This window comes from Rhizobium sp. IY2 (assembly GCF_047532935.1).
Lineage (GTDB): Bacteria > Pseudomonadota > Alphaproteobacteria > Rhizobiales > Rhizobiaceae > Rhizobium > Rhizobium anhuiense.
This window is the reverse complement of sequence record NZ_JBLKNU010000008.1, coordinates 68,431-91,594: the sequence shown is the minus strand read 5'-3', so window position 1 is coordinate 91,594 and position 23,164 is coordinate 68,431. Positions and strand designations below refer to the sequence as shown.

General features: G+C 61.4%; 19 protein-coding genes and 1 pseudogene. 14 read left to right on the top strand and 6 right to left on the bottom strand.

The window, feature by feature from the left end; translation table 11 throughout:
- Positions 1-2 precede the first annotated feature (2 nt).
- On the bottom strand, positions 3-2,387 hold the full coding sequence (locus ACMUVN_RS22710) for an EAL domain-containing protein (protein ID WP_414815467.1): 2,385 nt from the start codon (positions 2,385-2,387) through the stop codon (positions 3-5).
- A gap of 213 nt (positions 2,388-2,600) precedes the next feature.
- Between ACMUVN_RS22710 and ACMUVN_RS22705 the strand changes: the two genes are divergently transcribed.
- The 7 genes and pseudogenes from ACMUVN_RS22705 (at position 2,601) to ACMUVN_RS22675 (ending at position 12,544) form a co-directional block, all read left to right on the top strand.
- Positions 2,601-3,989 carry a M20/M25/M40 family metallo-hydrolase gene (locus tag ACMUVN_RS22705; RefSeq protein ID WP_028755686.1) on the top strand — a complete coding sequence of 463 codons (1,389 nt, stop codon included), beginning with the start codon at positions 2,601-2,603 and terminating at the stop codon, positions 3,987-3,989.
- Positions 3,990-4,379: 390 nt separating this feature from the next.
- Positions 4,380-5,102 (top strand): SH3 domain-containing protein, encoded by a 723-nt coding sequence (locus tag ACMUVN_RS22700; RefSeq protein WP_028755685.1) that lies wholly within the window; start codon positions 4,380-4,382, stop codon positions 5,100-5,102.
- Between the two features lie 575 nt (positions 5,103-5,677).
- A pseudogene (locus ACMUVN_RS22695) lies at positions 5,678-5,898 on the top strand (hypothetical protein).
- A gap of 230 nt (positions 5,899-6,128) precedes the next feature.
- The gene (locus ACMUVN_RS22690; protein ID WP_414815466.1) at positions 6,129-8,483 is read left to right on the top strand and encodes a transglycosylase domain-containing protein; all 2,355 of its coding nucleotides are present in this window, start codon (positions 6,129-6,131) and stop codon (positions 8,481-8,483) included.
- Between the two features lie 282 nt (positions 8,484-8,765).
- On the top strand, positions 8,766-10,682 hold the full coding sequence (gene dnaK / locus ACMUVN_RS22685) for a molecular chaperone DnaK (protein WP_028755682.1): 1,917 nt from the start codon (positions 8,766-8,768) through the stop codon (positions 10,680-10,682).
- Positions 10,683-10,767: 85 nt separating this feature from the next.
- Complete coding sequence (gene dnaJ, locus ACMUVN_RS22680) at positions 10,768-11,895, top strand: molecular chaperone DnaJ (RefSeq protein ID WP_028755681.1); 1,128 nt, start codon at positions 10,768-10,770, stop codon at positions 11,893-11,895.
- A gap of 448 nt (positions 11,896-12,343) precedes the next feature.
- Positions 12,344-12,544: a hypothetical protein gene (locus tag ACMUVN_RS22675; RefSeq protein WP_003544370.1), complete on the top strand. Its 201-nt coding sequence runs from the start codon at positions 12,344-12,346 to the stop codon at positions 12,542-12,544.
- A gap of 146 nt (positions 12,545-12,690) precedes the next feature.
- On the opposite strand, the gene ACMUVN_RS22670 is transcribed toward ACMUVN_RS22675, so the two are convergent.
- Entirely contained in the window at positions 12,691-13,056 is a 366-nt protein-coding gene (locus ACMUVN_RS22670; protein WP_028755680.1) for a helix-turn-helix domain-containing protein, read from the bottom strand.
- A gap of 472 nt (positions 13,057-13,528) precedes the next feature.
- On the opposite strand from ACMUVN_RS22670, the gene recF reads away from it, so the two are divergent.
- From recF to ACMUVN_RS22655, 3 genes are read left to right on the top strand one after another with little or no spacing between them, the layout of a single operon-like run.
- The gene (gene recF / locus ACMUVN_RS22665) at positions 13,529-14,653 is read left to right on the top strand and encodes a DNA replication/repair protein RecF (RefSeq protein ID WP_028755679.1); all 1,125 of its coding nucleotides are present in this window, start codon (positions 13,529-13,531) and stop codon (positions 14,651-14,653) included.
- Positions 14,650-15,474 (top strand): molybdopterin-synthase adenylyltransferase MoeB, encoded by an 825-nt coding sequence (locus ACMUVN_RS22660; protein WP_132573923.1) that lies wholly within the window; start codon positions 14,650-14,652, stop codon positions 15,472-15,474. Before recF ends, ACMUVN_RS22660 begins: the two co-directional genes overlap by 4 nt.
- A complete protein-coding gene (locus tag ACMUVN_RS22655; protein WP_414815465.1) occupies positions 15,471-15,959 on the top strand; it encodes a GNAT family N-acetyltransferase in 489 nt (162 codons plus the stop codon). The genes ACMUVN_RS22660 and ACMUVN_RS22655 overlap by 4 nt, the downstream gene beginning before the upstream one ends.
- A gap of 15 nt (positions 15,960-15,974) precedes the next feature.
- On the opposite strand, the gene ACMUVN_RS22650 is transcribed toward ACMUVN_RS22655, so the two are convergent.
- Entirely contained in the window at positions 15,975-16,976 is a 1,002-nt protein-coding gene (locus ACMUVN_RS22650; RefSeq protein WP_097544477.1) for a 2-hydroxyacid dehydrogenase, read from the bottom strand.
- Between the two features lie 185 nt (positions 16,977-17,161).
- Between ACMUVN_RS22650 and ACMUVN_RS22645 the strand changes: the two genes are divergently transcribed.
- The gene (locus tag ACMUVN_RS22645; RefSeq protein ID WP_028755675.1) at positions 17,162-17,701 is read left to right on the top strand and encodes an SH3 domain-containing protein; all 540 of its coding nucleotides are present in this window, start codon (positions 17,162-17,164) and stop codon (positions 17,699-17,701) included.
- Here the strand turns inward: ACMUVN_RS22645 and ACMUVN_RS22640 are convergent.
- Positions 17,694-18,686: an adenosine kinase gene (locus tag ACMUVN_RS22640; RefSeq protein WP_028755674.1), complete on the bottom strand. Its 993-nt coding sequence runs from the start codon at positions 18,684-18,686 to the stop codon at positions 17,694-17,696. The two genes, ACMUVN_RS22645 and ACMUVN_RS22640, sit on opposite strands and share 8 nt — an antisense overlap.
- A gap of 515 nt (positions 18,687-19,201) precedes the next feature.
- Here ACMUVN_RS22640 and ACMUVN_RS22635 point away from each other — a divergent pair.
- Positions 19,202-20,149 carry an AEC family transporter gene (locus ACMUVN_RS22635; RefSeq protein WP_414815464.1) on the top strand — a complete coding sequence of 316 codons (948 nt, stop codon included), beginning with the start codon at positions 19,202-19,204 and terminating at the stop codon, positions 20,147-20,149.
- A gap of 166 nt (positions 20,150-20,315) precedes the next feature.
- Here the strand turns inward: ACMUVN_RS22635 and ACMUVN_RS22630 are convergent, their stop codons facing one another.
- Positions 20,316-20,879 (bottom strand): c-type cytochrome, encoded by a 564-nt coding sequence (locus ACMUVN_RS22630; RefSeq protein WP_028755672.1) that lies wholly within the window; start codon positions 20,877-20,879, stop codon positions 20,316-20,318.
- 154 nt (positions 20,880-21,033) lie between these two features.
- Between ACMUVN_RS22630 and ACMUVN_RS22625 the strand changes: the two genes are divergently transcribed.
- Complete coding sequence (locus ACMUVN_RS22625; protein WP_047617381.1) at positions 21,034-21,789, top strand: 3-deoxy-manno-octulosonate cytidylyltransferase; 756 nt, start codon at positions 21,034-21,036, stop codon at positions 21,787-21,789.
- A 10-nt stretch (positions 21,790-21,799) separates the two neighbouring features.
- Positions 21,800-22,654 (top strand): prephenate dehydratase, encoded by an 855-nt coding sequence (locus ACMUVN_RS22620; protein ID WP_414815463.1) that lies wholly within the window; start codon positions 21,800-21,802, stop codon positions 22,652-22,654.
- Positions 22,655-22,692: 38 nt separating this feature from the next.
- On the opposite strand, the gene ACMUVN_RS22615 is transcribed toward ACMUVN_RS22620, so the two are convergent.
- On the bottom strand, positions 22,693-23,061 hold the full coding sequence (locus ACMUVN_RS22615) for a VOC family protein (RefSeq protein ID WP_017962745.1): 369 nt from the start codon (positions 23,059-23,061) through the stop codon (positions 22,693-22,695).
- Between the last annotated feature and the right edge of the window lie 103 nt (positions 23,062-23,164).

The window sequence follows — 23,164 nt, the reverse complement described above, 5'->3', positions numbered from 1 at the left end:
GCTCATTCGCCGGCACTGTGTGCGTGTCGCAACGAGAACACGCCGGTTTCAATCTGCGCGGTCAGGACGTTTTCGTGGGCGGCAAGCTTGACGCTCGGTTCGATATCCGGCTTGCCAAGCAAAAGGCCCTGTACTTGCGCGCAGCCTTCCTCGACGACGATCCGGCGTTGCATTTCGGTTTCCACGCCCTCCGTCACCACCGGCATGCCGAGGCTGTGGCCAAGACCAATGATGGCGCGCACGATCGAGCGCGCCGCCGCATCATGTTCCAGCAGGCCGGTGAAACTGCGGTCGACCTTGATCTTGTCGAAAGGGAATGAACGCAGGTTGGAAAGCGAGGAAAAACCGGTGCCGAAATCATCCATGACGATGTGCACGCCGAGCTTGTGCAGCCGCAGCAACATCGTCATCACCCGGTCGCGATCGCGCATGAGGGCCGCCTCGGTGATCTCGAGCTCCAGCCGGCTGGGTGCAAGCCCGGTTTCGGCGAGGATCGCCTCGATCCGCTCACAGAGGTTCGGCAGCATGAATTGCACCGGCGAGAGATTGACGGCGATCATCAACGGCAGCGGCCAGCGCACGGCCTCCCTGCAGGCCTGCTGCAACACCCATTCACCGAGTTGGACGATCGAGCCGCTTTCCTCGGCGATCGGGATGAAGATATCGGGCTCGGTCAAGCCGTGACCTGGCCGGTTCCAGCGCATCAGGGCCTCATAGCCGCCAATCTCGCCGCTCAGCGCATCGAGGATCGGCTGATAGCTGACATGGATCTGGTTGCGGATGATCGCATGGCGCAGTTCGCTTTCGATCTGGCGGCGGTTCCGTGCCGCCTTATCCATTTCCGCGTCGAAGAAACAGACCTTGCCGCGACCGTCATGCTTGGCGCGGTAAAGTGCAATATCGGCATTGTTGCAGAGTTCTTCAGCAGCAGCGCCGTCCGCCGGATAGAGTGCGATGCCGACGCTGACACCAACGGCTGTGGGGTCACGCGCCGTGTCCATCTCGGCGGCGAATTCGTCGAGTATCGCCGCCGCAAGCTTTTGCGCCGCTGCCGGCTGCTGTCCGGCGGGCTGAAGGATGGCGAATTCATCGCCGCCGAGGCGGGCGATCGTATCGCTCTCATCGGCCACGCGGCGCAGGATCGAGGCGACCTTGCCGAGAATGCGGTCGCCTTCGGCATGACCGAAGATATCGTTGACGGCTTTGAAGCGATCGAGGTCGAGATAGAAGAGGGCAACCTCGCTGTTCTTTCGTTCGGCCATCTGCAACGCCTGCCGGATGCGGGTATCGAACAATGACCTGTTCGGCAGATCGGTGAGCACGTCGTGGTGGGCGAGATGCTCGATCATCTCCTCGGCCTGCCTGCGCTCGGTGAGATCGCGCACCGCCAGCACCTCGCAATTGTGTCCGCGATAAACAATCCTGCTCGCGGTCACTTCGACGGCGATCTCCTTGCCGTTCCTGGTGTTGAGCAGCGTTTCGCCTGGCTTGTTCTGCCCAGTCCCCTGAATAGCGGTCAAAACAGCCGAGGGCGCCTTGCTGGCAAGATCGGCGAGTTTCCAGCCGGAAAGCCCCTGAAAGCGTTCATTGGCATCGATGATCCGGCCTTCCCGCAGGATCAGCAGTCCTTCCTGCGAGGCATTCGCGAGCCCCCTCAGATCCGTCAGGTGGCTTTCGATAAAGACCACCGCGAGCGCAATCAGAATGAGCGTCGTCGCCGCCGCCACGACGATCGCGGCGAGCAGGCTGGCGTCGAGCACCGTTGCCGGAACCTCTTTGCCGGGATCCGGTACGAGGGTGATGCTGGCCATCGAGATGAAATGGAGAGCGCAGATCGCGAGGACGAAGGTGATGGACGAGGCGAGGAGCCGCCTCGGTCCCTTCAATTCGAAAAAAGCGTGGAAGGCGGCGCTCGACAACAGCGCTCCTGCGAGAACCGCAGTCAGCGTCATGAAGGGATCATAAACGATTACCGCCGGCGTTTCGATCGCCTGCATGCCGGTCAGGTGCATGGAGGCGATGCCGAGCGCCATCAGAACGCCGCCGCGCACGCGAGAAAGCCTGCCGCGGCTTTCCGAAGCGACGAGGATCGCCGCCCACGAACCGGCAACCGACAAGAGGAAGGAAAGCGCCGTCAGGCCCAGCTGGTAGCCGATCGGCATGCCGCCGTCATAAGCCAGCATCGCAATGAAGTGCGTTGCCCATACGCCGGTGCCGAAAGCAAATGCCGAGGCGCCAATCCAGAGTTTGCGCCGCCCGGCATCGCATTCCTGGGCGCGGGAAAGCGGCAGCATCGCCGCCATCGCGCCGACCAGACAGACCGCTGCCGCCGCAATCACCAGCCGCCAATCGTGATTGTCCCGAATACATGCGATGACCGAAAACATCTGCCCCTCCCACAGCTGAATTCGATCAGGTTATTTAGGTTATGCTAAATAACCGTAAATTGAATTAGTATTCTCTTCTATATTATTCAGTAAATCTTCCTGATATTGATCCATGCCCCGCCGGTCTTTCGCGCCGCCGATTTTTTGTTTTTCCGCCTCGCCTGCCTTTCTGGTTTGGTCTATCGTCCGGCCGAATTTCAAAAGGAGTCGAAAATGACCGATATCAATCAGGTGCTTGCGCGCGCGGACCAGAACCTTCCATCGAGCCTCGACAAGCTATTCGAACTTCTGCGCATCCAGTCGATTTCCACTGATCCCGCCTATAAGGCCGAATGCCGAAAGGCGGCGGAATGGCTCGTCGCTTATCTTGAAGGGCTCGGCTTTACGGCCTCGGTGCGCGACACGCCTGGCCATCCGATGGTGGTCGCCCACCATGCCGGCGCTGCTTCCGATGCACCGCATGTTCTCTTTTACGGCCATTACGACGTCCAGCCGGTCGATCCGATCGAGCTGTGGGAAAACGATCCGTTCCAGCCGTCGATCAAGGATCTCGGCGAGGGTCGCAAGATTTTGACCGGCCGCGGCACCTCGGACGACAAAGGCCAGTTGATGACCTTCGTCGAGGCCTGCCGCGCCTATAAGGAGATCAACGGCGCGCTTCCCTGCCGCATCACCATTCTCTTCGAGGGCGAGGAAGAATCCGGCTCGCCATCCCTGAAGCCCTTCCTCGAAGCCAATGCCGCCGAGCTCAAGGCCGATTATGCGCTCGTCTGCGATACCGGCATGTGGGACCGCGACACGCCGGCAATCGCCGCCGCATTGCGTGGCCTCGTCGGCGAGGAAGTGATCGTGACGGCCGCCGACCGCGACCTGCATTCCGGTCTGTTCGGAGGCGCTGCGGCCAATCCGATCCATATTCTCGTCGAGGCTCTTGCCGGCCTGCATGACGTGACAGGCCGCATCACGCTCGACGGCTTCTATGACGGCGTCGAGGAAACACCCGACAATATCAAGGCGTCCTGGGAGACGCTCGGCAGGACCGCGGAGAGCTTCCTCGGCGAAGTCGGCCTTTCCATTCCGTCCGGCGAAAAGGGCCGTTCGGTGCTGGAACTCACCTGGGCGCGGCCGACCGCCGAAATCAACGGCATCTGGGGCGGATATACCGGCGAAGGCTTCAAGACGGTGATCGCCGCCAAGGCTTCGGCCAAGGTTTCGTTCCGGCTTGTCGGCACGCAGGATCCAGACGCCATCCGCAGGGCTTTCCGTAGCTATATCAGCACGAAGATTCCCGCCGATTGCTCGGTCGAGTTCCATCCGCATGGGGGCTCGCCGGCGATCCACCTTTCCTATGATTCGCCGGTTCTGACCAAGGCGAAGAACGCGCTGTCCGACGAATGGCCGAAACCCGCCATCGTCATCGGCATGGGCGGGTCGATCCCGATCGTGGGGGACTTCCAGAAGATGCTCGGCATGGAATCGCTGCTGGTCGGCTTCGGCCTCAGTGACGACCGCATCCATTCGCCGAACGAGAAATACGAGCTTGTCTCCTACCACAAGGGCATCCGCTCCTGGGTACGGATCCTGCAGGCGCTCGCCGCCTGAGAGGGAAAGGCGCGCCTTCAGGATGCGCCATGCGAAAATCGCGACAACAAAAAGGCCGGTTCGAACCGGCCTTTCGTCGTCCGCTCATCTCAGTGCCAGTTCATCCGTGGTCAAGGAGAAAGCGGTATTGCAATGAGACTGCCCGCGAAAGGTTAACGGGGCGTTAACGGCACCAACTCCAGTCGGAAACATTGGTTGCAGCTTCAGGCGCCGCGGATTTGCCGTTCAAGCTACGTTCATCGCGGACGACATATAAGCCATTGAAAGATAAGATGAATGATAGCGCCCTAACAGCTGCGGGCGATCGCTCTATCTTTTGTTTCAAGGGCACATGCCACGGAAACACGGCCAATTGCTGCCTGAAAAACGTGCCAACGAGGACTGAGAAGCGTGAAAAATCTCTTTGTTAAAATCGCAGCGGCCGGCCTGTTCATGCTGGCGCCCGCCATAGCGCAGGCTGCCGAGGGCTACTCGACGGCGAACGTCAACATGCGTGCGGGTCCGAGCACCCGATATCCTGCCGTCGCAGTCATACCGGTCGGTTCCTCGGTCGAGATCCGCGGATGCCTTTCCGACGTCAACTGGTGCGACGTCGAGTTCTACGGCGGCCGCGGCTGGGTCTCCGGCCAGTACGTGCAGGCCCTCTACCAGCAACGCCGCATCTATGTCGGTCCGCAATATTACCGTCCGCTCGGCATTCCGGTTATCCGCTTCAGCGTCGATAATTATTGGGACCGCTATTACCGCAACCGCGATTTCTATCGCGAGCGTGACCGCTGGAGCCGCGGTCCGGACTATTATTACCGCGACCGCGACAACCGGGATCGGGATCGGGATCGGGATCGGGATCGGGATAACGTAGATCGCGACGGGGATAACCTAAATCGCGAGCGGGATAACCGGGATCGCGACCGGAACTGGCGCGAGCGGGATCGCGACCGAGATTGGCGTGATGGTGACCGGGATCGGCGCGGCGTCAATCAAAGGGACGATCGGCAACGAGACGATCGGCAAAGGTACGACCGGCAAGGAGCCGACCGGAGAGGCGATGATCGCAGACCGGGCCGTAGGGATTTTGATTGCCGCCCCGGCGATCCCTCCTGCGACCAATGAAACAGAAGGGGCGGCAGCGCCGTCCTCTCTCGAGGTTTGCCAGCCAAGGCAACCATCCAAGAAAAAGCCCGGCGCTCCCATGAGGGATGCACCGGGCCTGATGTCGATCGGCGCGTGTTGAGGGGAGACGGCCGATCATGCGCGGGACGTGAGGGGTTGTCCCGCTTCTCCTTAAACAATCGCCGAGCCTATTGGTTCCACCGACCAGACGGAAGATGTTCAACGCAACGCCGAAAGCAGCGTGTGCATTTCCGCGTCACGGCCACGAGCCATCCTCAGCCGGCTTTCCTCCATCCCCGGATTTCTCCAAGGCCGGCTTCATTCAATTTTGTCGAATCGACCGTTACCGCCTGCGCAGATATGACGCCTGTGTGCGTCTGCCCGCCTCGCCGGCGAGCGCAAATCGGCGCGCGCTATGTCAGATTTGCGACAGTCATGAAAATTGGCATGGATGCGCGCAAGAGGCCGACGACAATTTGATGTGAGGGTATCGTGATGCTCTTGTGTTGCGGGGTTGTTTATTGCAATTTCGTGGCGTTGCGGATTGATCGTAATCCGTTCGAGGCTGGACCCTGATGACGCAAGACTACCTGGCTTTCCTGGGGCTTTTCGCCCCCGGGCAGCCGCCACAGATGTTACCGTTTGGCATAAACACAACCCACTCCTGCCTGTCCGCCTTACCGATGGGGCGAAGCTCAATCCTTCCGGCCAGATCTGGCGCCGCTTTCATCTGGGCGAGTGGGAATATAAGCAGGACCCGGAAACGCTCGACGATTACGAGGCCCGGCAGTTTTGAAGGCCAATGCATGTCGCAGAGAAATCTGTGGCGGTTTGGGACTTACGGCGCACCGTATCAATGCGGTTTGACGCGACGCGCTTTACCTGCGCGATCTGCTTTGATTTCCATTATTAACACCCCGTTAAATCGCCGCATTTACAGTTCAGTCGGATGATCACGGCGCCCGCAAGTGCACCGTTGTGCGAAGCCAAGCTTCGCGATCGAACATGGGGTATGACCGGTCCGCGATGGCAGGCAGAGGCAGATCAGGCGACAGAATAGAACCGTCCTTCAGCGGCCGCCCGGCACGCGACGATGACGAATTTTCGCTCGATGCCGACGATCGCATCGCCGGCAGCCGATCCCAGCGCCGCGGCGGTTCAAAACCGCCGCCGCAGCGTGCCGCCCCCCAGCGGCGGCGCGAGCCGCGGGAGCGTGACGGCGGCGACCTTTTCGGTTTCATGCGCCGCGTGATCTACTGGTGCGTCGTGCTTTTCATCTGGGCCGGCATCGGCGTTGCCGGGCTGGTGGTTTATTATGGCTCGCGCATGCCGAGCGCCAGCACATGGGCGATCCCGGAACGGCCGCCGAACGTCAAGATCACCGCCGTCGACGGCAGCGTCATCGCCAATCGCGGCGCCACCGGCGGCGAGGCGCTGTCGCTCGAAAACATGTCGCCCTATATTCCGGAAGCCGTCATCGCCATCGAGGATCGGCGTTTCTATTCGCATTTCGGCGTCGATCCGCTCGGCCTCGGCCGGGCTGTAGTGACCAACTTCACGGCCGGCCACATGGTGCAGGGTGGCTCGACACTGACACAACAGCTTGCCAAGAACCTCTTCCTCTCCCCTGAGAGGACGCTGGAACGCAAGGTGCAGGAGGTGCTGCTCTCGCTCTGGCTGGAGCAGAAATACACCAAGGACCAGATCCTTGCGATGTATCTCAACCGGGTGTTCTTCGGATCGAACGCCTATGGCGTGGAGGCGGCCTCGCGCCGCTATTTCAACAAATCGGCGCGTGACGTGAACCTCGGCGAGGCCGCGGTGCTGGCCGGCCTGCTCAAGGCGCCGTCGCGGCTTTCGCCGGCCCGCGATGCGGAAGCGGCGAATGCACGCGCACAGCTTGTGCTCGCGGCAATGCGCGAACAGGGCTTCATCACCGATTCCGAAGTCAAGACCGCGATGTCGCAGACCCCGGCTTCGGCCAAGAGTTACTGGTCGGGCGCCGGGCACTATGTCGCCGACATGGTGATGGACGAGCTGCCGGGCCTGATAGGCGACGTCAAGGAAGACGTCATCGTCGATACGACGATCGACAAATCGCTGGAAAAGAAGGCCGAGCAATCGCTGGTCGACGTGCTCGACAAGGAGGGCGGCAAGCTCGACGCCTCGCAGGCGGCCCTCGTCTCGATCGACGGCACCGGCGCGATCCGGGCGCTGGTCGGCGGCAGGGACTATGCGACGAGCCAGTTCAACCGCGCCGTCAAGGCGAAGCGCCAGCCGGGTTCCTCGTTCAAGCCCTTCGTCTATGCCGCCGCACTCGAGAAAGGGCTGACGCCCTACTCGGTGTTCAATGACGCGCCGATCCGGATCGGCGACTGGACACCGGAAAATTACGAGAAGAAATACAATGGCGAAGTGACGCTGGCGACCGCGCTTGCCAAGTCGCTGAACACGGTGGCCGCCCAGCTGGTGATGTATGACGGGCCGGATCAGGTGATCAAGCTTGCCCACCGGCTCGGCATCGAAAGCGAACTGCAGCCGAACGCCTCGATCGCGCTCGGCACGTCCGAAGTGTCGCTGATGGAACTCACTGCCTCCTATGCCGCCTTCATGAACGGCGGCTACAAGGCGACGCCGCACGTCATCCGCCGGGTGACGACCGCCGAGGGCAAGGTTCTGTACGAAAATACCTATGACAGCCCGCCGCGCGTGCTCTCCGAGCAGATCGTCGCCGAGATGGATGCAATGATGATGGGCGTCATAGACAACGGCACCGGCAAGAGCGCCAAGATCCCCGGCTGGCAGGCCGCCGGAAAGACCGGCACGACGCAGAATTCGCGCGACGCGCTCTTCGTCGGCTTCACCAGCAACCTCACCACCGGCGTCTGGTTCGGCAATGACGACGGCAAGCCGATGAAGAAGGTGACCGGCGGCGGCTTGCCCGCAAAGGCCTGGAAGGAATTCATGATCGCCGCCCACAAAGGTCTTTCGCCGGCGCCGCTCTTCGGCAACGGCCAGTTGACTGCCGATCCGAACAGTGGTCAGCCGATGGCACAGACGGCCCCCGGTGATGGACAAGGGGGTAGTGCACAGTCGGGCGGCGGGCAACCGATGACGGCGGAGGCGCCGCCGTCGACGATCGGCGGCATCATTTCCGGCGTCTTCGGCGGCAACGACAATGCAAACCGCTATCCGCAAGCGCCTGCCCGGCAGCCGGCGGCGCCCTCCGGCAACGGCCCGGTTCCGCCTGCGGACATCGCCGAAGGCGGCGGTTCCGGCTATGAGGGCATGGTGCCGCCGGGCGATGTCGGCGGGCCGCAGACGACCTCTTCCGTGCAACCGCGGCGCACGACGCTGCTCGATCTGATCATGGGCCAGTGAGATCCTTTGCTGCATGCCCGGCGCAAGGCCGATGCTCTAGATATCGACCGCTTTGCGGACATGAGGCAAGCTCTTTCCCGGCGACTGTCAAAATTGAATGCAACACATTCGTTTTGCCGGATTCCGGGCCATTTCTCGCCTTGCAGTCCAGAAAACCGCTCCTTATATACGCCGCATCACCGCAATCACGATTGCGTAATCTTAAGTAGACCCATCCCGTAAGGGGCTGTCAGGGAAATGCCTTCTCGGGGTTCCGACAGCTTGCTTCAAGGAGAGAATGACATGGCAAAAGTAATTGGTATCGACCTTGGAACGACAAATTCCTGCGTCGCAGTCATGGACGGCAAGGACGCCAAGGTTATCGAGAATGCGGAAGGTGCACGCACGACCCCTTCCATGGTGGCATTTTCCGATGATGGCGAACGCCTCGTCGGCCAGCCGGCCAAGCGCCAGGCAGTCACCAACCCGACGAACACGCTCTTTGCAGTCAAGCGCCTGATCGGCCGCCGCTACGAAGATCCGACCGTCGAGAAGGACAAGCACCTCGTTCCCTTCACCATCGTCAAGGGCGACAATGGCGATGCCTGGGTCGAAGCCAATGGCAAGGGCTATTCGCCCGCACAGATTTCCGCGATGATCCTTCAGAAGATGAAGGAAACCGCCGAATCCTATCTCGGCGAAAAGGTCGAAAAGGCCGTCATCACCGTTCCCGCCTACTTCAACGACGCGCAGCGCCAGGCAACCAAGGATGCCGGCCGCATCGCCGGTCTTGAAGTCCTGCGCATCATCAACGAGCCGACCGCTGCAGCCCTCGCCTACGGCCTCGACAAGAAGGACGGCAAGACCATCGCTGTCTACGACCTTGGCGGCGGCACCTTCGATATTTCGATCCTTGAGATCGGCGACGGCGTCTTCGAAGTGAAGTCCACCAACGGCGATACCTTCCTCGGCGGTGAAGACTTCGACATGCGTCTCGTCGAATATCTCGTCGCCGAGTTCAAGAAGGACAACGGCATCGACCTGAAGAACGACAAGCTTGCCCTGCAGCGCCTCAAGGAAGCTGCCGAAAAGGCTAAGATCGAGCTGTCGTCCTCGCAGCAGACCGAAATCAACCTGCCGTTCATCACCGCCGACGCCTCCGGTCCGAAGCATCTGACGCTGAAGCTGACCCGCGCCAAGCTCGAAAGCCTGGTCGACGATCTCGTCCAGCGCACCATCGCGCCGTGCAAGGCAGCCCTCAAGGATGCCGGCGTTACCGCCGCCGAAATCGACGAAGTGGTTCTCGTCGGCGGTATGAGCCGCATGCCGAAGGTCCAGGAAGTCGTCAAGCAGCTGTTCGGCAAGGAGCCGCACAAGGGCGTCAACCCGGATGAAGTCGTGGCGCTTGGCGCCGCCATCCAGGCCGGCGTTCTGCAGGGCGACGTCAAGGACGTGCTGCTCCTCGACGTGACGCCGCTGTCGCTCGGCATCGAAACGCTCGGCGGTGTCTTCACCCGTCTGATCGAACGCAACACGACGATCCCGACGAAGAAGAGCCAGACCTTCTCGACCGCCGAAGACAACCAGCAGGCCGTCACCATCCGCGTTTCGCAGGGCGAGCGCGAAATGGCCGCCGACAACAAGCTGCTCGGCCAGTTCGACCTCGTCGGTCTGCCGCCGTCGCCGCGCGGCATGCCGCAGATCGAAGTCACCTTCGACATCGACGCCAACGGCATCGTGCAGGTTTCGGCCAAGGACAAGGGCACCGGCAAGGAACAGCAGATCCGCATCCAGGCTTCCGGCGGCCTTTCCGACGCCGACATCGAGAAGATGGTCAAGGATGCTGAAGCCCATGCCACCGAGGACAAGAAGCGCCGCGAGGCCGTCGAAGCCCGGAACCAGGCCGAAAGCCTGATCCATTCGACAGAAAAGTCGCTGAAGGATTACGGCGACAAGGTTTCCGAGGCCGACCGCACCGCGATCTCGGATGCGATCGCCGCGCTGAAGACGGCTTCGGAAGCCTCCGAGCCGGATGCCGACGACATCAAGGCCAAGACCCAGACGCTGATGGAAGTGTCGATGAAGCTCGGCCAGGCGATCTATGAAGCACAGCAGGCCGAAGGCGGCGCTGCCGGCGATGCCTCCGCGGAAGGCGGCGACAATGTCGTCGATGCCGACTACGAGGAAATCAAGGACGACGACCGCAAGAAGTCCGCGTAATCCGCGACGGCGTGGTTATGCTTCAACACCTGATCCGGCTGCTCACCATGGCAGCCGGAAATCCATTTCCGGGGTTTAATCCTTAATGGCAAAAGCGGACTATTACGAAACTCTGGGTGTAGCCAAGACGGCGGACGAGAAAGAGCTGAAGAGCGCCTTCCGCAAACTGGCGATGAAATTCCATCCGGACAAGAACCCGGATGACAAGGACGCCGAACGCAAGTTCAAGGAAATCAACGAAGCCTACGAGATGCTCAAGGACCCGCAGAAGCGGGCGGCCTATGACCGTTATGGCCATGCGGCCTTCGAGCAGGGCGGCATGGGCGGCGGTGGCGGCGGATTTGCCGGCGGCGGCTTCTCCGACATTTTCGAGGATATCTTCGGCGAGATGATGGGTGGAGGGCGCGCGCGCCAGCGCTCGTCGGGCGGCCGCGAGCGCGGCGCCGATCTTCGCTACAACATGGAAATAACGCTGGAAGAATCTTTCTCCGGCAAGACGGCGCAGATCCGCGTTCCCACGTCGATCACCTGCGACGTCTGTTCGGGCTCTGGCGCCAAGCCCGGCACACAGCCGAAGAACTGCGGCACCTGCCAGGGATCGGGACGCGTGCGCGCGGCCCAGGGCTTCTTCTCGATCGAGCGGACCTGCCCGACCTGCCACGGCCGCGGCCAGATCATTCCCGACCCCTGCCCGAAGTGCCATGGCCAGGGCCGGGTGACGGAAGAGCGTTCGCTCTCGGTCAACATTCCCGCCGGCATCGAGGACGGTACGCGCATCCGCCTGCAGGGCGAAGGCGAAGCCGGCGCCCGCGGCGGACCGGCCGGTGACCTCTATATCTTCCTGTCCGTCAAACCGCATGAATTCTACCAGCGCGACGGAGCCGATCTCTATTGCGCCGTTCCGATCTCGATGACGACGGCCGCGCTCGGCGGCACCTTCGACGTGGCGACGCTCGACGGCACCAAGTCGCGCGTGAGCGTGCCCGAGGGCACGCAGGCCGGCAAACAGTTCCGCCTCAAGGGCAAGGGCATGCCGGTGCTGCGTTCGGCACAGACGGGCGACCTCTACATCCAGATCCAGATCGAGACACCGCAGAAGCTCACCAAGCGCCAGCGCGAACTGCTTCAGGAATTCGAGCAGCTTTCCTCCAAGGAGAACAATCCTGAATCGACGGGCTTCTTTGCCCGGATGAAGGAATTCTTCGAGGGCTGAGCGGCGATCGACACGCCTATCTCTAAAGCCGGGGACGGAAACGTCTCCGGCTTTTTGTTGCGCGAGTCCCAATTTGCGACATTCGCCGCTCGTGCCGGGAAATCTGTTCCAGAACGACACGGCGGCGCGAGGGAAGACGACTTGCATTAACGCAGCCAGATGATGCCGCTTGCAAGTTTTCCAAATGAATTCAGTCTCTGCCGTCAGCGCACAACACCGAAAACCGGAAGCGATATTCGGAAGAGACGATGCCCAGGTTCGAAGCGATAGAGCATCCTTTGCTCGACGCGACGTGCTTTAGAGCAATTGCAGCAAAAGTGCGCAGCGGTTTTGCCAGGCAAAGCGTGAAACGCTTTTGCCGGGAATAAACAAAAAGATAGAGCATTTCCGTGAATCGGAGAAAAACGGAAATGCTCTAGTGGGAACAACCAAACCAAGGGTATCGACCATGGCGCCAGCCTTTTCCTCTCAGTCCGAAGACGTCGACGTTCTCGCCGGCGCCATCTACACATGGTGCGCCGAGCGCAATATCAAGCTTCGCAGCCAGCAGGGCCTTTCGATCGCCAGCATCGCGATCGACCTCTATCATGCCGGCCACCAGACGCAGGACGACCTGCTGATGGCGCTGCACGAATGCGAGATTCACTAAAACGCGATATCGAACCTCATTCAGGTGACCTGCTTCCAGTCTCTGTCCTGATGCACGCCGTTCCCCAACCGCTGCACAGCCATATCTATCCGGACATAATTCAGGCCCGGAACAGATCGTGCTTTTCGGTGAGCCGGCGGCAGGGATCAGACGGCGGTTTCTGCCGCTTCGCCTGTCATGAGGGTGACAATGGTCTTGACCGCTTCCTTGCCTGCCGGTGAGCTCAGCTTGTCGTAGCTCAGCGCAAGCGCATAGGCGTCGGGGCTGAGTTCGATACGGCTGCCGAATTGCGATATGCCGGCTCCCTCGAAAAGAGCAGAGATATCGACATCGAGAAAAACCGCGATCTGATGCAGCTTGCTGGCGGAAACGCGGTTCGTCCCCTTTTCGTATTTCTGGATCTGCTGGAAAGTCAGTCCGAGTGCTTCGCCAAGCTCGAGCTGGGAAACACGGCGAAGAGCGCGAAACTGTCTTACGTTGCGACCAACGATAATATCAACCGGATCTGGCACTTCATCACTCTCTGATACGTAAACGGTTCGTTTACCATATCGTTTTCACGGGATAACTCAACCCTACAGTTGCAAATTTCAACCGACTTTTTTTGGACCTTACGTTACGTCAGTGGCCTCAAGGGAATGCGGCAAAAGCCCGAATATCTGGCGCTTGACGACATTGAGCGTGACCGTCGACGGTATCGGTCCAGCGATATGGGATCATCCTCTCTCAGGTTGTATTTTTAGCTGATTAGAGGGCGGCATGCTGACCGTTACATCGGAAGGATGCCGGACGCCAGGACCTCGGTCACGGGATCTGCCGGAAAATATGCCCCCGCGGTATTTCGCGCCCTGAACTTATCCCCATGTGGCCCCCAAGCCTCGCTGCGACACCACCAGGGCACGCGATCCACGGCCGTCAAGCTGTCAGCCTTGCCATCAACGCCGCTTAGGCTTAGCTGTCACGCTTCACGATTCCGGACATTCAATGCCGCACAAGGTTTCTCTTTCCCGTCTGAAGCTGACCGACTTCCGCAATTATGCGGCGGCGGCCCTTACCCTTGACGGTCGACACGCCGTGCTCACGGGAGACAACGGCGCCGGCAAGACCAATCTCATGGAGGCCGTCTCGCTGCTTTCGCCCGGCCGCGGTCTGCGCCGCGCCGCCTATGGCGATATAACCCGGGTCGGCGCGGCCGGCGGCTTTTCGATCTTCGCCGCACTCGACGGCATGGAGGGCGACGTCGAGATCGGCACCGGCATCGAAACAGGCGAGGAGACCACCACCCGCAGGCTGCGCATCAACGGCACCCCGGCAAAGACTGCCGACGAGTTGACCGACCACCTGCGCCTTCTCTGGTTGACGCCGGCGATGGACGGCCTCTTTACCGGCGCCTCTTCCGACCGGCGCCGTTTTCTCGACCGGCTGGTGCTGTCGCTCGATCCCGCCCATGGCCGCCGCGCCAGCGATTTCGAGCGCGCCATGCGCAGCCGCAACAAATTGCTGGACGAGGGCCGCTTCGATCCCTCCTGGCTCGCCGGCATCGAGGAGCAAATGGCAAGCCTCGGCATCGCCATGGCGCTCGCCCGCCAGGAGATGCTCGGCCTGCTGACCCGGCTGATCGAAGAAACGCGGGAGACTTCGCCCTTCCCTTCGGCATCGCTGCAGCTCTCGGGCTTCATGGACGGACAATTTTCGCGCCCCTCGGTCGACCTCGAGGACGATTACGCGGCGATGCTGGCAGAGAGCCGCTATCGCGATGCCGGCGCAGGGCGCACGCTCGAGGGGCCGCACCGGGCCGATCTCATCGTGCATCACCGCGAAAAGGCGATGGAGGCGGAGCGTTGTTCCACCGGCGAGCAGAAAGCATTGCTTGTCGGCCTGGTGCTTGCGCATGCGCGCCTCGTCGGCAATCTCACCGGCCATGCACCGATCCTGCTGCTGGACGAAATCGCAGCGCATCTCGACGAGAATAGACGCGCCGCGCTGTTCGATCTCATCGACGGGCTCGGCGGCCAGGCCTTCATGACCGGAACGGATCGCTCGATGTTTTCGGCGCTGGGCGACAGGGCGCAGTTTTTCACGGTGGCGGAGGGACGGGTGTTCGAATGACCGAGGCAGCTTTTCCCGACGTCGGCCGTCATGATAACATCGGTGCCATGGAACCGCTCAGCCCGGACGAAATCGCCCGTTATCACCGCCACATCCTGCTCCCCGAGATCGGGGGCGCCGGCCAGCAGAAGCTGAAAGCCGCCCGCGTGCTGGTGATCGGCGCCGGCGGCCTCGGCGCGCCGATCCTGCAATATCTGGCCGCAGCCGGCGTCGGCACGCTCGGTATCGTCGACGACGACCGGGTGTCGCTCTCCAACCTGCAGCGCCAGGTGATCCATGATTCCGGAACGATCGGCGAGTTGAAGACGGAGAGTGCTGCCTTCGCCATCGCCCGGCTCAATCCGCATGTCCGGCTGATCCGCTTCGAGGAACGCTTTTCCCCGGAGGCCGCCCGCCGTCAGCTCTCCGGCTTCGATCTGCTGATCGACGGCTCCGACAATTTCGACACGCGTTATGCCGCCGCCGATGCGGCCGAGGAAGCGCGCATTCCGCTCGTCACCGGCGCCGTCGGCCGTTTCGACGGTTCGCTGACGGTTCTCAAGCCCTATGAGAGTACCGAGGACGGAACACTCTACCCTTGTTATCGTGACCTCTTTCCGGAAGCGCCGCCGGCGGGGCTCATTCCTGCCTGCGCCGAGGCCGGCATCATCGGCGCGCTGACCGGCGTCATCGGCACGATGATGGCGATGGAAGCGATCAAGCTCATCACCGGCACCGGCGAACCACTGGTCGGACGGCTGCTGCTCTACGACGCGCTCTCGGCCCGCTTCGACACGGTCCGCTACAGAAGACGCCGCACGCGGGAGAGGCAGACCGGATGACAATCGTCCCTCTCGACCAGAGCTTCACGCGCTGGGACGAACTGCTCGCGCTCATCCTCGCCGCCTTCGCTTCCATGAACGGCAGGATCGACCCGCCATCCTCGGCGCTCAAGCTCACGACCGAGTCACTGGCCGAAAAGGCCAGGGCCGAGATCGGCCATGTCGCCATCGACGGCGAAAAGCTGATCGGCTGCCTCTTCCTGCGGCCGGAGGCCGATTGTCTCTATGTCGGCAAACTCGCCGTTCTGCCCGAAGCGCAGGGAAAGGGCATTGGCAAGCGGCTGCTGACGATTGCCGAGGAAACGGCCGCATCGCTCGACCTTCCCGCCTTGCGGCTGGAAACGCGGATCGAGCTCACGGAAAATCATACCGTCTTTGCCGCCTGGGGATTTTCCAGAACCGCCGAGAAAGCGCATCCCGGCTTTGCCGGGACGACGTTCATCGAGATGCGCAAGGCCATTGCGCCGACGATTCGCCCCGTCTAAATCAAATGCACGGCTTCAACGCCCCGGCAGCACCCGATTGGGCGGCCTGTGACCGTCGATGAAGGTGCGGATATTGATGATGACCTTGTCGCCCATATCGATGCGGCCTTCGATCGTCGCCGAACTCATATGCGGCAGCAGCACGACCTTGCCCTCATTGGCGAGTTTGACGAGCTTCGGGTTGACGGCAGGCTCGTTTTCGAAGACGTCGAGGCCGGCGCCGGCAATCCGGCCCTCCCTGAGGCATTTGATCAGCGCAGCCTCATCGACCACGTCGCCGCGCGCGGTGTTGACGAGATAGGCCGTCGGCTGCAGCAGCGCCAGACGGCGCGCCGAAATCAGGTGGAAGGTCGCCGGCGTCGACGGACAATTGATCGAAACGATGTCGACGCGGGCGAGCATCTGGTCGAGGCTTTCCCAATAGGTCGCCTCCAACTCGTCCTCGACGGCTGGATTGACGCGTTTGCGGTTGTGATAGTGGATCGACAGGCCGAACGACTTGGCGCGGCGGGCCACCGCCGTACCGATGCGGCCCATGCCGACGATGCCGATGCGCTTGCCGTGAATGCGCCGGCCGAGCATCCAGGTGGGAGACCAGCCGGCCCATTCGCCCGGCTTGTCGGTCAGCACACGCGCGCCCTCACCAAGCCTTCTCGGAACAGCGAGAATCAGCGCCATGGTCATGTCGGCGGTGTCCTCGGTCAGGACGTTCGGCGTGTTGGTGACGGTGATGCCCTTGCGCGCCGCCGCCTCGACGTCGATGTGATCGGTGCCGTTGGAGAAGCTCGCAATCAGCTTCATCTGTGGCCCCGCCTGTTCGATCAGCGCCGCGTCGATGCGGTCGGTGACGGTCGGCACCAGCACGTCGGCGGTCTTGACCGCGGCGACAAGCTCGGGAACGGAACGCGGCGCATCGTCGATGTTCAGCTCGGCGTCGAAGAGCTCGCGCATGCGGGTTTCGACGGCATCGGGCAGCTTGCGGGTGATGTAGACCTTCGGTTTTTTCTTCGCTGTCATGGCTGGCTGTGGTGCCTTGTTCAGAGGTCTTTAACCAAGAGGGGTGATAATTTTCCCATTCCGGGCATTTTCTACCAGACCCGCACGCGAAGACAAACAAAACTCGCGGTGCAGCCGGGGAATGTCAGAGCCCGGACCGCGAGCAGGCCGGGCCTGCCCGCGAATTCGAGCAAACGGAAACCTCCATGCGCAGCAAAGTTCTGAAGTCCTGCCTCGCCCTTGCCATCGCTCTGGCTACATCCATGGGAACCGTCGAATTCGCCCATGCGCAGGCGGCCAAAGGTCCAAGCGGATTGCCATTGCCGCGTTTCGTCACCCTGAAATCCAAGCGCGTCAATCTGCGCATCGGCCCGGGAACGGATTACGCCGTCTCGTGGATGTACCTGAAATCCGGCCTGCCGGTGGAAATCATCCAGGAATACGACAACTGGCGCCGCATCCGCGATGCCGACGGGACCGAAGGCTGGGTCAACCAGTCGCTGCTATCGGGTCAGCGCGCGGCGATCGCCGCCCCCTGGATGAAGACGAAAGGCAAGGGCGTCTATGTCAATCTGCGCCGCGAGGCGCTGCCCTCCGCCTCGATCGTCGCCAAGCTGGAACCCGGCGTGATGATCACGATCGGCGAATGCAACGGCGACTGGTGCCGGGCCGAAACCGAAGGTGCCTCCGGCTGGGTGGCGCAGTCGGAGATCTGGGGCGCCTATCCCGGCGAAGCCTTTAAATAAGCCCTGCCTGTTTGGCGGCCTCGGCAAGCGAGGTCATCGGGCGCGGGCCGATCTGCTGAATGACGATGCCGGCGGCCAGGCAGCCGAGCTTGCCGCAATCCTCCAGAGAGCGCCCCTGGGTGTAGCCATAGAGGAAACCGGAGGCGAAGAGGTCGCCGGCGCCCGTCGTATCGACAACTTCCCTGATCCGGATCGCATCGACGTAAAAACGCTCGTTGCCCTTCAGGATGACGGCGCCATGCTCGCTCATCGTCACGGCAGCGATCTTGCAATCGGCGGCGATCCTGTTCAGCGCCTCCTCGAAATCATCGGTCTCGTAGAGCGACAGCGCTTCCTGGCGATTGGCGAAGACGATATCGACCTTGCCGGAGCGCATCAGATCGAGGAATTCGCCGCGGTAGCGGCCGACGCAGAAACTGTCGGACAGCGTCATCGACATTTCGCGGCCGTTTTCGTGGGCGATGCGGGCACAGTCGAGAATCGCTTCCTTGGCGCGTGGCGGATCCCAGAGATAACCTTCGAAATAGGTGACCTTGGCGTCGGCGACGACGTCGGGCTCGACGTCTTCGGGGCCGAGCTCGACGCAGGCGCCGAGATAGGTGTTCATCGAACGCTCGCCGTCCTCGGTGACGAAGATCATCGAGCGCGCCGTCGGCGGGAAAGTGCCCTTGGGCCGGGTCTGATAGTGGACGCCCTGGGCGCGGATGTCGTGGGTGAAGATGTCACCGAGCTGATCGGCGGCGACATTGCCGAAATAGGCAGCCTTGCCGCCGAGGTTAGCCACGCCCGCCGCGGTATTGCCGGCGCTGCCGCCGGAGGCTTCGAGCGCCGGTCCCATGCGCGAATATAGAAGTTCGGCGCGTTCGGCATCGATGAGGTTCATCGCCGCTTTGGTGATCTGGTTGTCAATGAGGAACTGGTCGTCGCAACGGGCAATGATATCCACGATTGCGTTGCCGACTGTCAGAACATCGAATCTTGTCATGAAAAGGGAAGTCCCCGGATTTGTGATAGCCGGGGTTTGGTCTTAGCGAAATTTCCGCGGTTTGGAAGGATAAATGGGACGACGCTTCTATTTCTTCGCAAAAGTGCCGCCTATTCGTCATGTCGCTGTCATTTTCAAAATCTAGAAATACTCGCAGGAAGACCGGCATGAGCAGCTTTCAGTTGCAGCCGGGCGCACGAGGGATGACCCTTCGATCTTACCGGCGCGATGCTGACCACGGATGAACTGGCAGCTTTGTGATCCGGATATCCGGCAGGGCCGGAGCGGAAAAGCGGGCTGAGCCCGCTTTTTTTGCCTTTGGGTGCCCCGGCTGCCGGATCGGGCGGTGATGGCCTTTTCAATCCAAACAGTTTGCTGGTACTCAATAATTCCGTAAATCGATTCCGCTTTACGGAATTATGCAGGAATTCAAAGTGCTGCAGTGTCCTTTGCGCATCTGAAAAGCGCGCGACGCTGTAGATGTCGGATACTCCCCGCGCAGAGCAACCTCCCTCATGTCAGCCATCATTCTCGACGTCCTTCCCATCTTCCTCCTGATTCTCATCGGTTGGGTGATCGTCCGCAGCGGCCTGATGGCATCGAATGTCGGCGATGCGCTCGGCGAATTCGTCTTCAAGATCGCCGTGCCGCTGCTGCTCTTTCGCACCATCGCCGAGGCGGATTTTCATGGCGCCTCGCCCTTCCGGCTCTGGATCGTCTATTTTTCCGGCGTCGCCATCACCTGGACGGCCGGCCATCTCGCCGCCACGCGGCTCTTCGGCCGCGACGAACGCATCGGTGTCTTGGCCGGCGTTTCCTCGGCCTTCGCCAACAATGTCTTTATCGGACTGCCGCTGGTCGAGCGTACCGTCGGCGACGAGGGGCTGGTGGCGCTGTCGATCCTGCTTGCCGTGCATCTGCCTGTCATGATGGTCGCGGGCACGGTGCTGATGGAGCATGCCGAGCGCAAGATCGACGGCAAAAGCGACCGCAGCATGATGTTCGTGCTACGCAAGATCGCCATCAATCTCGTGCGCAACCCGCTGGTGATCGGGCTTGCGGCCGGCATGGCCGTGCATCTTTCCGGTCTCACCATGCCGACGGCGGTGGCATCGGTCGTCGGGCAGATCGCCGGCATCGCCGGTCCGGCGGCGCTGATATCGCTCGGCATGGCGCTGGAGAAATACGGCGTCTCCGGCAATGTCGGTATCGCCAGCGTCACCTCGACATGCAAGCTGCTGCTGCTGCCCGGTTGCGTGTGGGCGGCGAGCCATCTCCTCGGCCTCAGCCCCGAATGGACGGCGGCGATCGTGCTGACTTCCTCCGTACCGACGGGCGTCAACGCCTGGCTGATCGCCAACCGCTTCGGCGTCGGTCACAGCCTCGCCGCCTCGACTATCACGGTGACGACGGCGCTCGGCGCCATCACGGTCTCGCTCTGGGCCTATTTCCTCGGCGCCTAGAGCGGTTCAGCTTTTCATGGAAACGCTGAACCGCTCCAACCTCTTGTTTTGACGCAATTCCGGGAACCCGCTTCGCACTTTTCCTGGAATTGCTTTGGCGGATCTCCGCAAAACGAAAGCCCGGCTTGCGGGCCGGGCTTCCATACCATGCGATTGTCCTGCTGCGTCACTGCGTCGCGGTTTTCGGATCCGGCAGCGGCACCGGCGAATCGGCCAGCGTGTGCAGGTAGAGGATGACGTTGGCGCGATCCTGATCCTTCGCCAGACCGGCGAAGCCCATCGCAGTGCCGGGAACGTCCTTCTTCGGCGCCAGCAGGAACTTGTTGAGATATTCGAAAGTCCACTTCTCGCTGCCGCCCTTGGAGAAATCCTTCATGGGAGCGGAATAGGCGAAGCCTTCATGCGAGGCGATCGGGCGATCTACGACACCAAAGAGGTTGGGACCGACCTTGTTCGGTCCCCCTTTGGTGCCGTCATGACAGGCCTGACACTTCTTGAAGACCGTTTCACCGGCCTTGGCATCTGCAGAAGCGAGCAATTGCGCGATCGGAACGGCAACGGCAGGCGCAGCCTCACCACCAGCGGCGGGCGCCTCTTCGGCAACGATCGCGAAACCTTCCTTTTCCGGCGCTTCGGAATGGAAGATCCCTTCGGACGCGATGGAGACAGACATCAGAACGAAAATCGTCCCGAGCAGCGCCCCCACGGCCGTATTGACGTATGAATTCATCTGCAATGCTCCCCTTGCAGCCGGCAGACCATAAACCGGACCATCTTGAAATCGCGCGGAACCTATGTCTTTTGGTGGATCGTTGCAACTGTCTAAATGGTCTTGTGCGTGAGACTTTTTGACACTTTTCAGCCCGGAATAGAAGGCCCGAACAATGAGTGATTCAAATTTAGACGGCGTGCTCGTATTGATCCCGGCGCGCATGGCCTCCACTCGGCTTCCGGGCAAGCCGCTTGCCGATATTTGCGGCCTGCCGATGATCGTTCAGGTGGCGCTGCGCGCCAGGGAAGCGGCCATCGGCCGGGTCGTCGTCGCCGTGGACGATGATCAAGTGTTCGATGCCGTGGCCGCGGCCGGCTTCGAGGTCGTCATGACCAGCACGGATCATCAGTCGGGTTCCGATCGGATCTTCGAGGCGCTGACGAAAGTCGATCCGGACGGAAAGGCGAAAATCATCGTCAACGTCCAGGGCGATCTGCCGACGATCGATCCGGAAACGGTGCGCGCAGCCTTGCGCCCTCTGGAAAACGCGGCTGTCGATATCGGGACGCTGACGACCATAATCGACAATGAGGAGGACAAGACAGCGCCGCACATCGTCAAGATCGTCGGCTCGCCGCTTTCCGACGCCCGTCTGCATGCGCTCTATTTCACCCGGGCAACCGCGCCTTACGGTCAGGGGCCCCTCTACCACCATATCGGCCTTTATGCCTATCGGCGGGCAGCGCTCGAACGATTCGTCTCGCTCGGTCCGTCGACGCTCGAAAAACGCGAATCGCTGGAGCAATTGCGGGCACTGGAGGCCGGCATGCGCATCGATGCCGAGATCGTTGACACGGTTCCGCTTGGTGTCGATACTCCCGCCGACCTCGAAAAAGCGCGGCGCATCCTCTCCGCAAAGTCGAATTGACGGAACCATCATGAATATCAAGACCAACAGGATCGCCTTCCAGGGCGAGTTCGGCGCCAATTCCGACATGGCCAGCCGCGACATGTTTCCGACCATGGAGCCGCTGCCCTGCCAGACCTTCGAGGATGCGTTCACGGCGGTCGACAACGGCGACGCCGACATCGGGATGATCCCGATCGAGAACACGATTGCCGGGCGCGTCGCCGATATACACCATCTGCTGCCGGAATCGCGGCTGCACATCATCGGCGAATATTTCATGCCGATCCGTTTCCAGCTGATGGTGCTGCCCGGGGTGACCAAGGACGAGATCCGCACGGTGCACAGCCATATCCACGCGCTCGGCCAGTGCCGCAAGATCGTTCGCGCCAATAGCTGGAAGCCGGTGATCGCCGGCGATACGGCCGGGGCGGCAAAGCTCGTGAAGGAAACCGGCGACCGCTCGATGGCCGCCTTGGCACCGCGCCTTGCCGCCGATCTCTACGGTCTGGAGATCATCGCCGAGAATGTCGAGGATACTGAAAACAACGTCACCCGTTTCGTTATCCTGTCCCGTGACGAAGAATGGGCACAACGGAATTCGGCGGAAGAAAAGGTCGTCACCACCTTCGTCTTCAACGTCCGCAACATTCCGGCCGCGCTCTATAAGGCGCTTGGCGGTTTTGCCACCAACAATATCAATATGACCAAGTTGGAAAGCTACCAGCTCGGCGGAAAATTCGTGGCGACGCAGTTCTACGCCGATATCGAAGGCCATCCGAACGATCCGAACGTGCGCCGGGCATTGGAGGAACTGCGGTTCTTCTCCGAGAAAGTGAGGATTCTAGGCGTCTACAAGGGGCACGCGATGCGAGGCCTGCTTTAAACAGGCCCCGTTCTTAAACAGACCTCGTCATTCGGCGATTATTTATCCGGCTCACAGACGCGCAGGCGATGACCGTCAGGATCGAGCACGACGAAGGTCGGGCCAAAATCCAGCTCGGTCAGTTCCTGGGCGATCGGCAGGCCGCGTTGACGCCAGTCCTCATAGTGCCTGGCGACGGCATTTTCTCCCTCGACCATGAAAGCCACTTCGCCGCGGTTGCCGATGGCGGAGGGCTGCGGCTCGACCTTGCTGCGCCGCCAGAGGCCGAGCGTGAAGCCGCCCTCGAGCGGAAAAGCGACGAAATTCGGCGCTTCCACGGCCGGTTCGCGGTTCAAGAGGTTCCGGTAGAAACTGGCGCTTTCGGCCGGGTCCTTGACGTAAAGGATTATGAGATTGGGGCTGGTCATTTCGGTTCTCCCGTTGTTGTGAAATAAATCCGCGAGGGATCGCCTGCTGCCAATTCATGGCAGCAGGGTGCGACGGGGCGTAGCGATCGCAACGCCCCGTTCT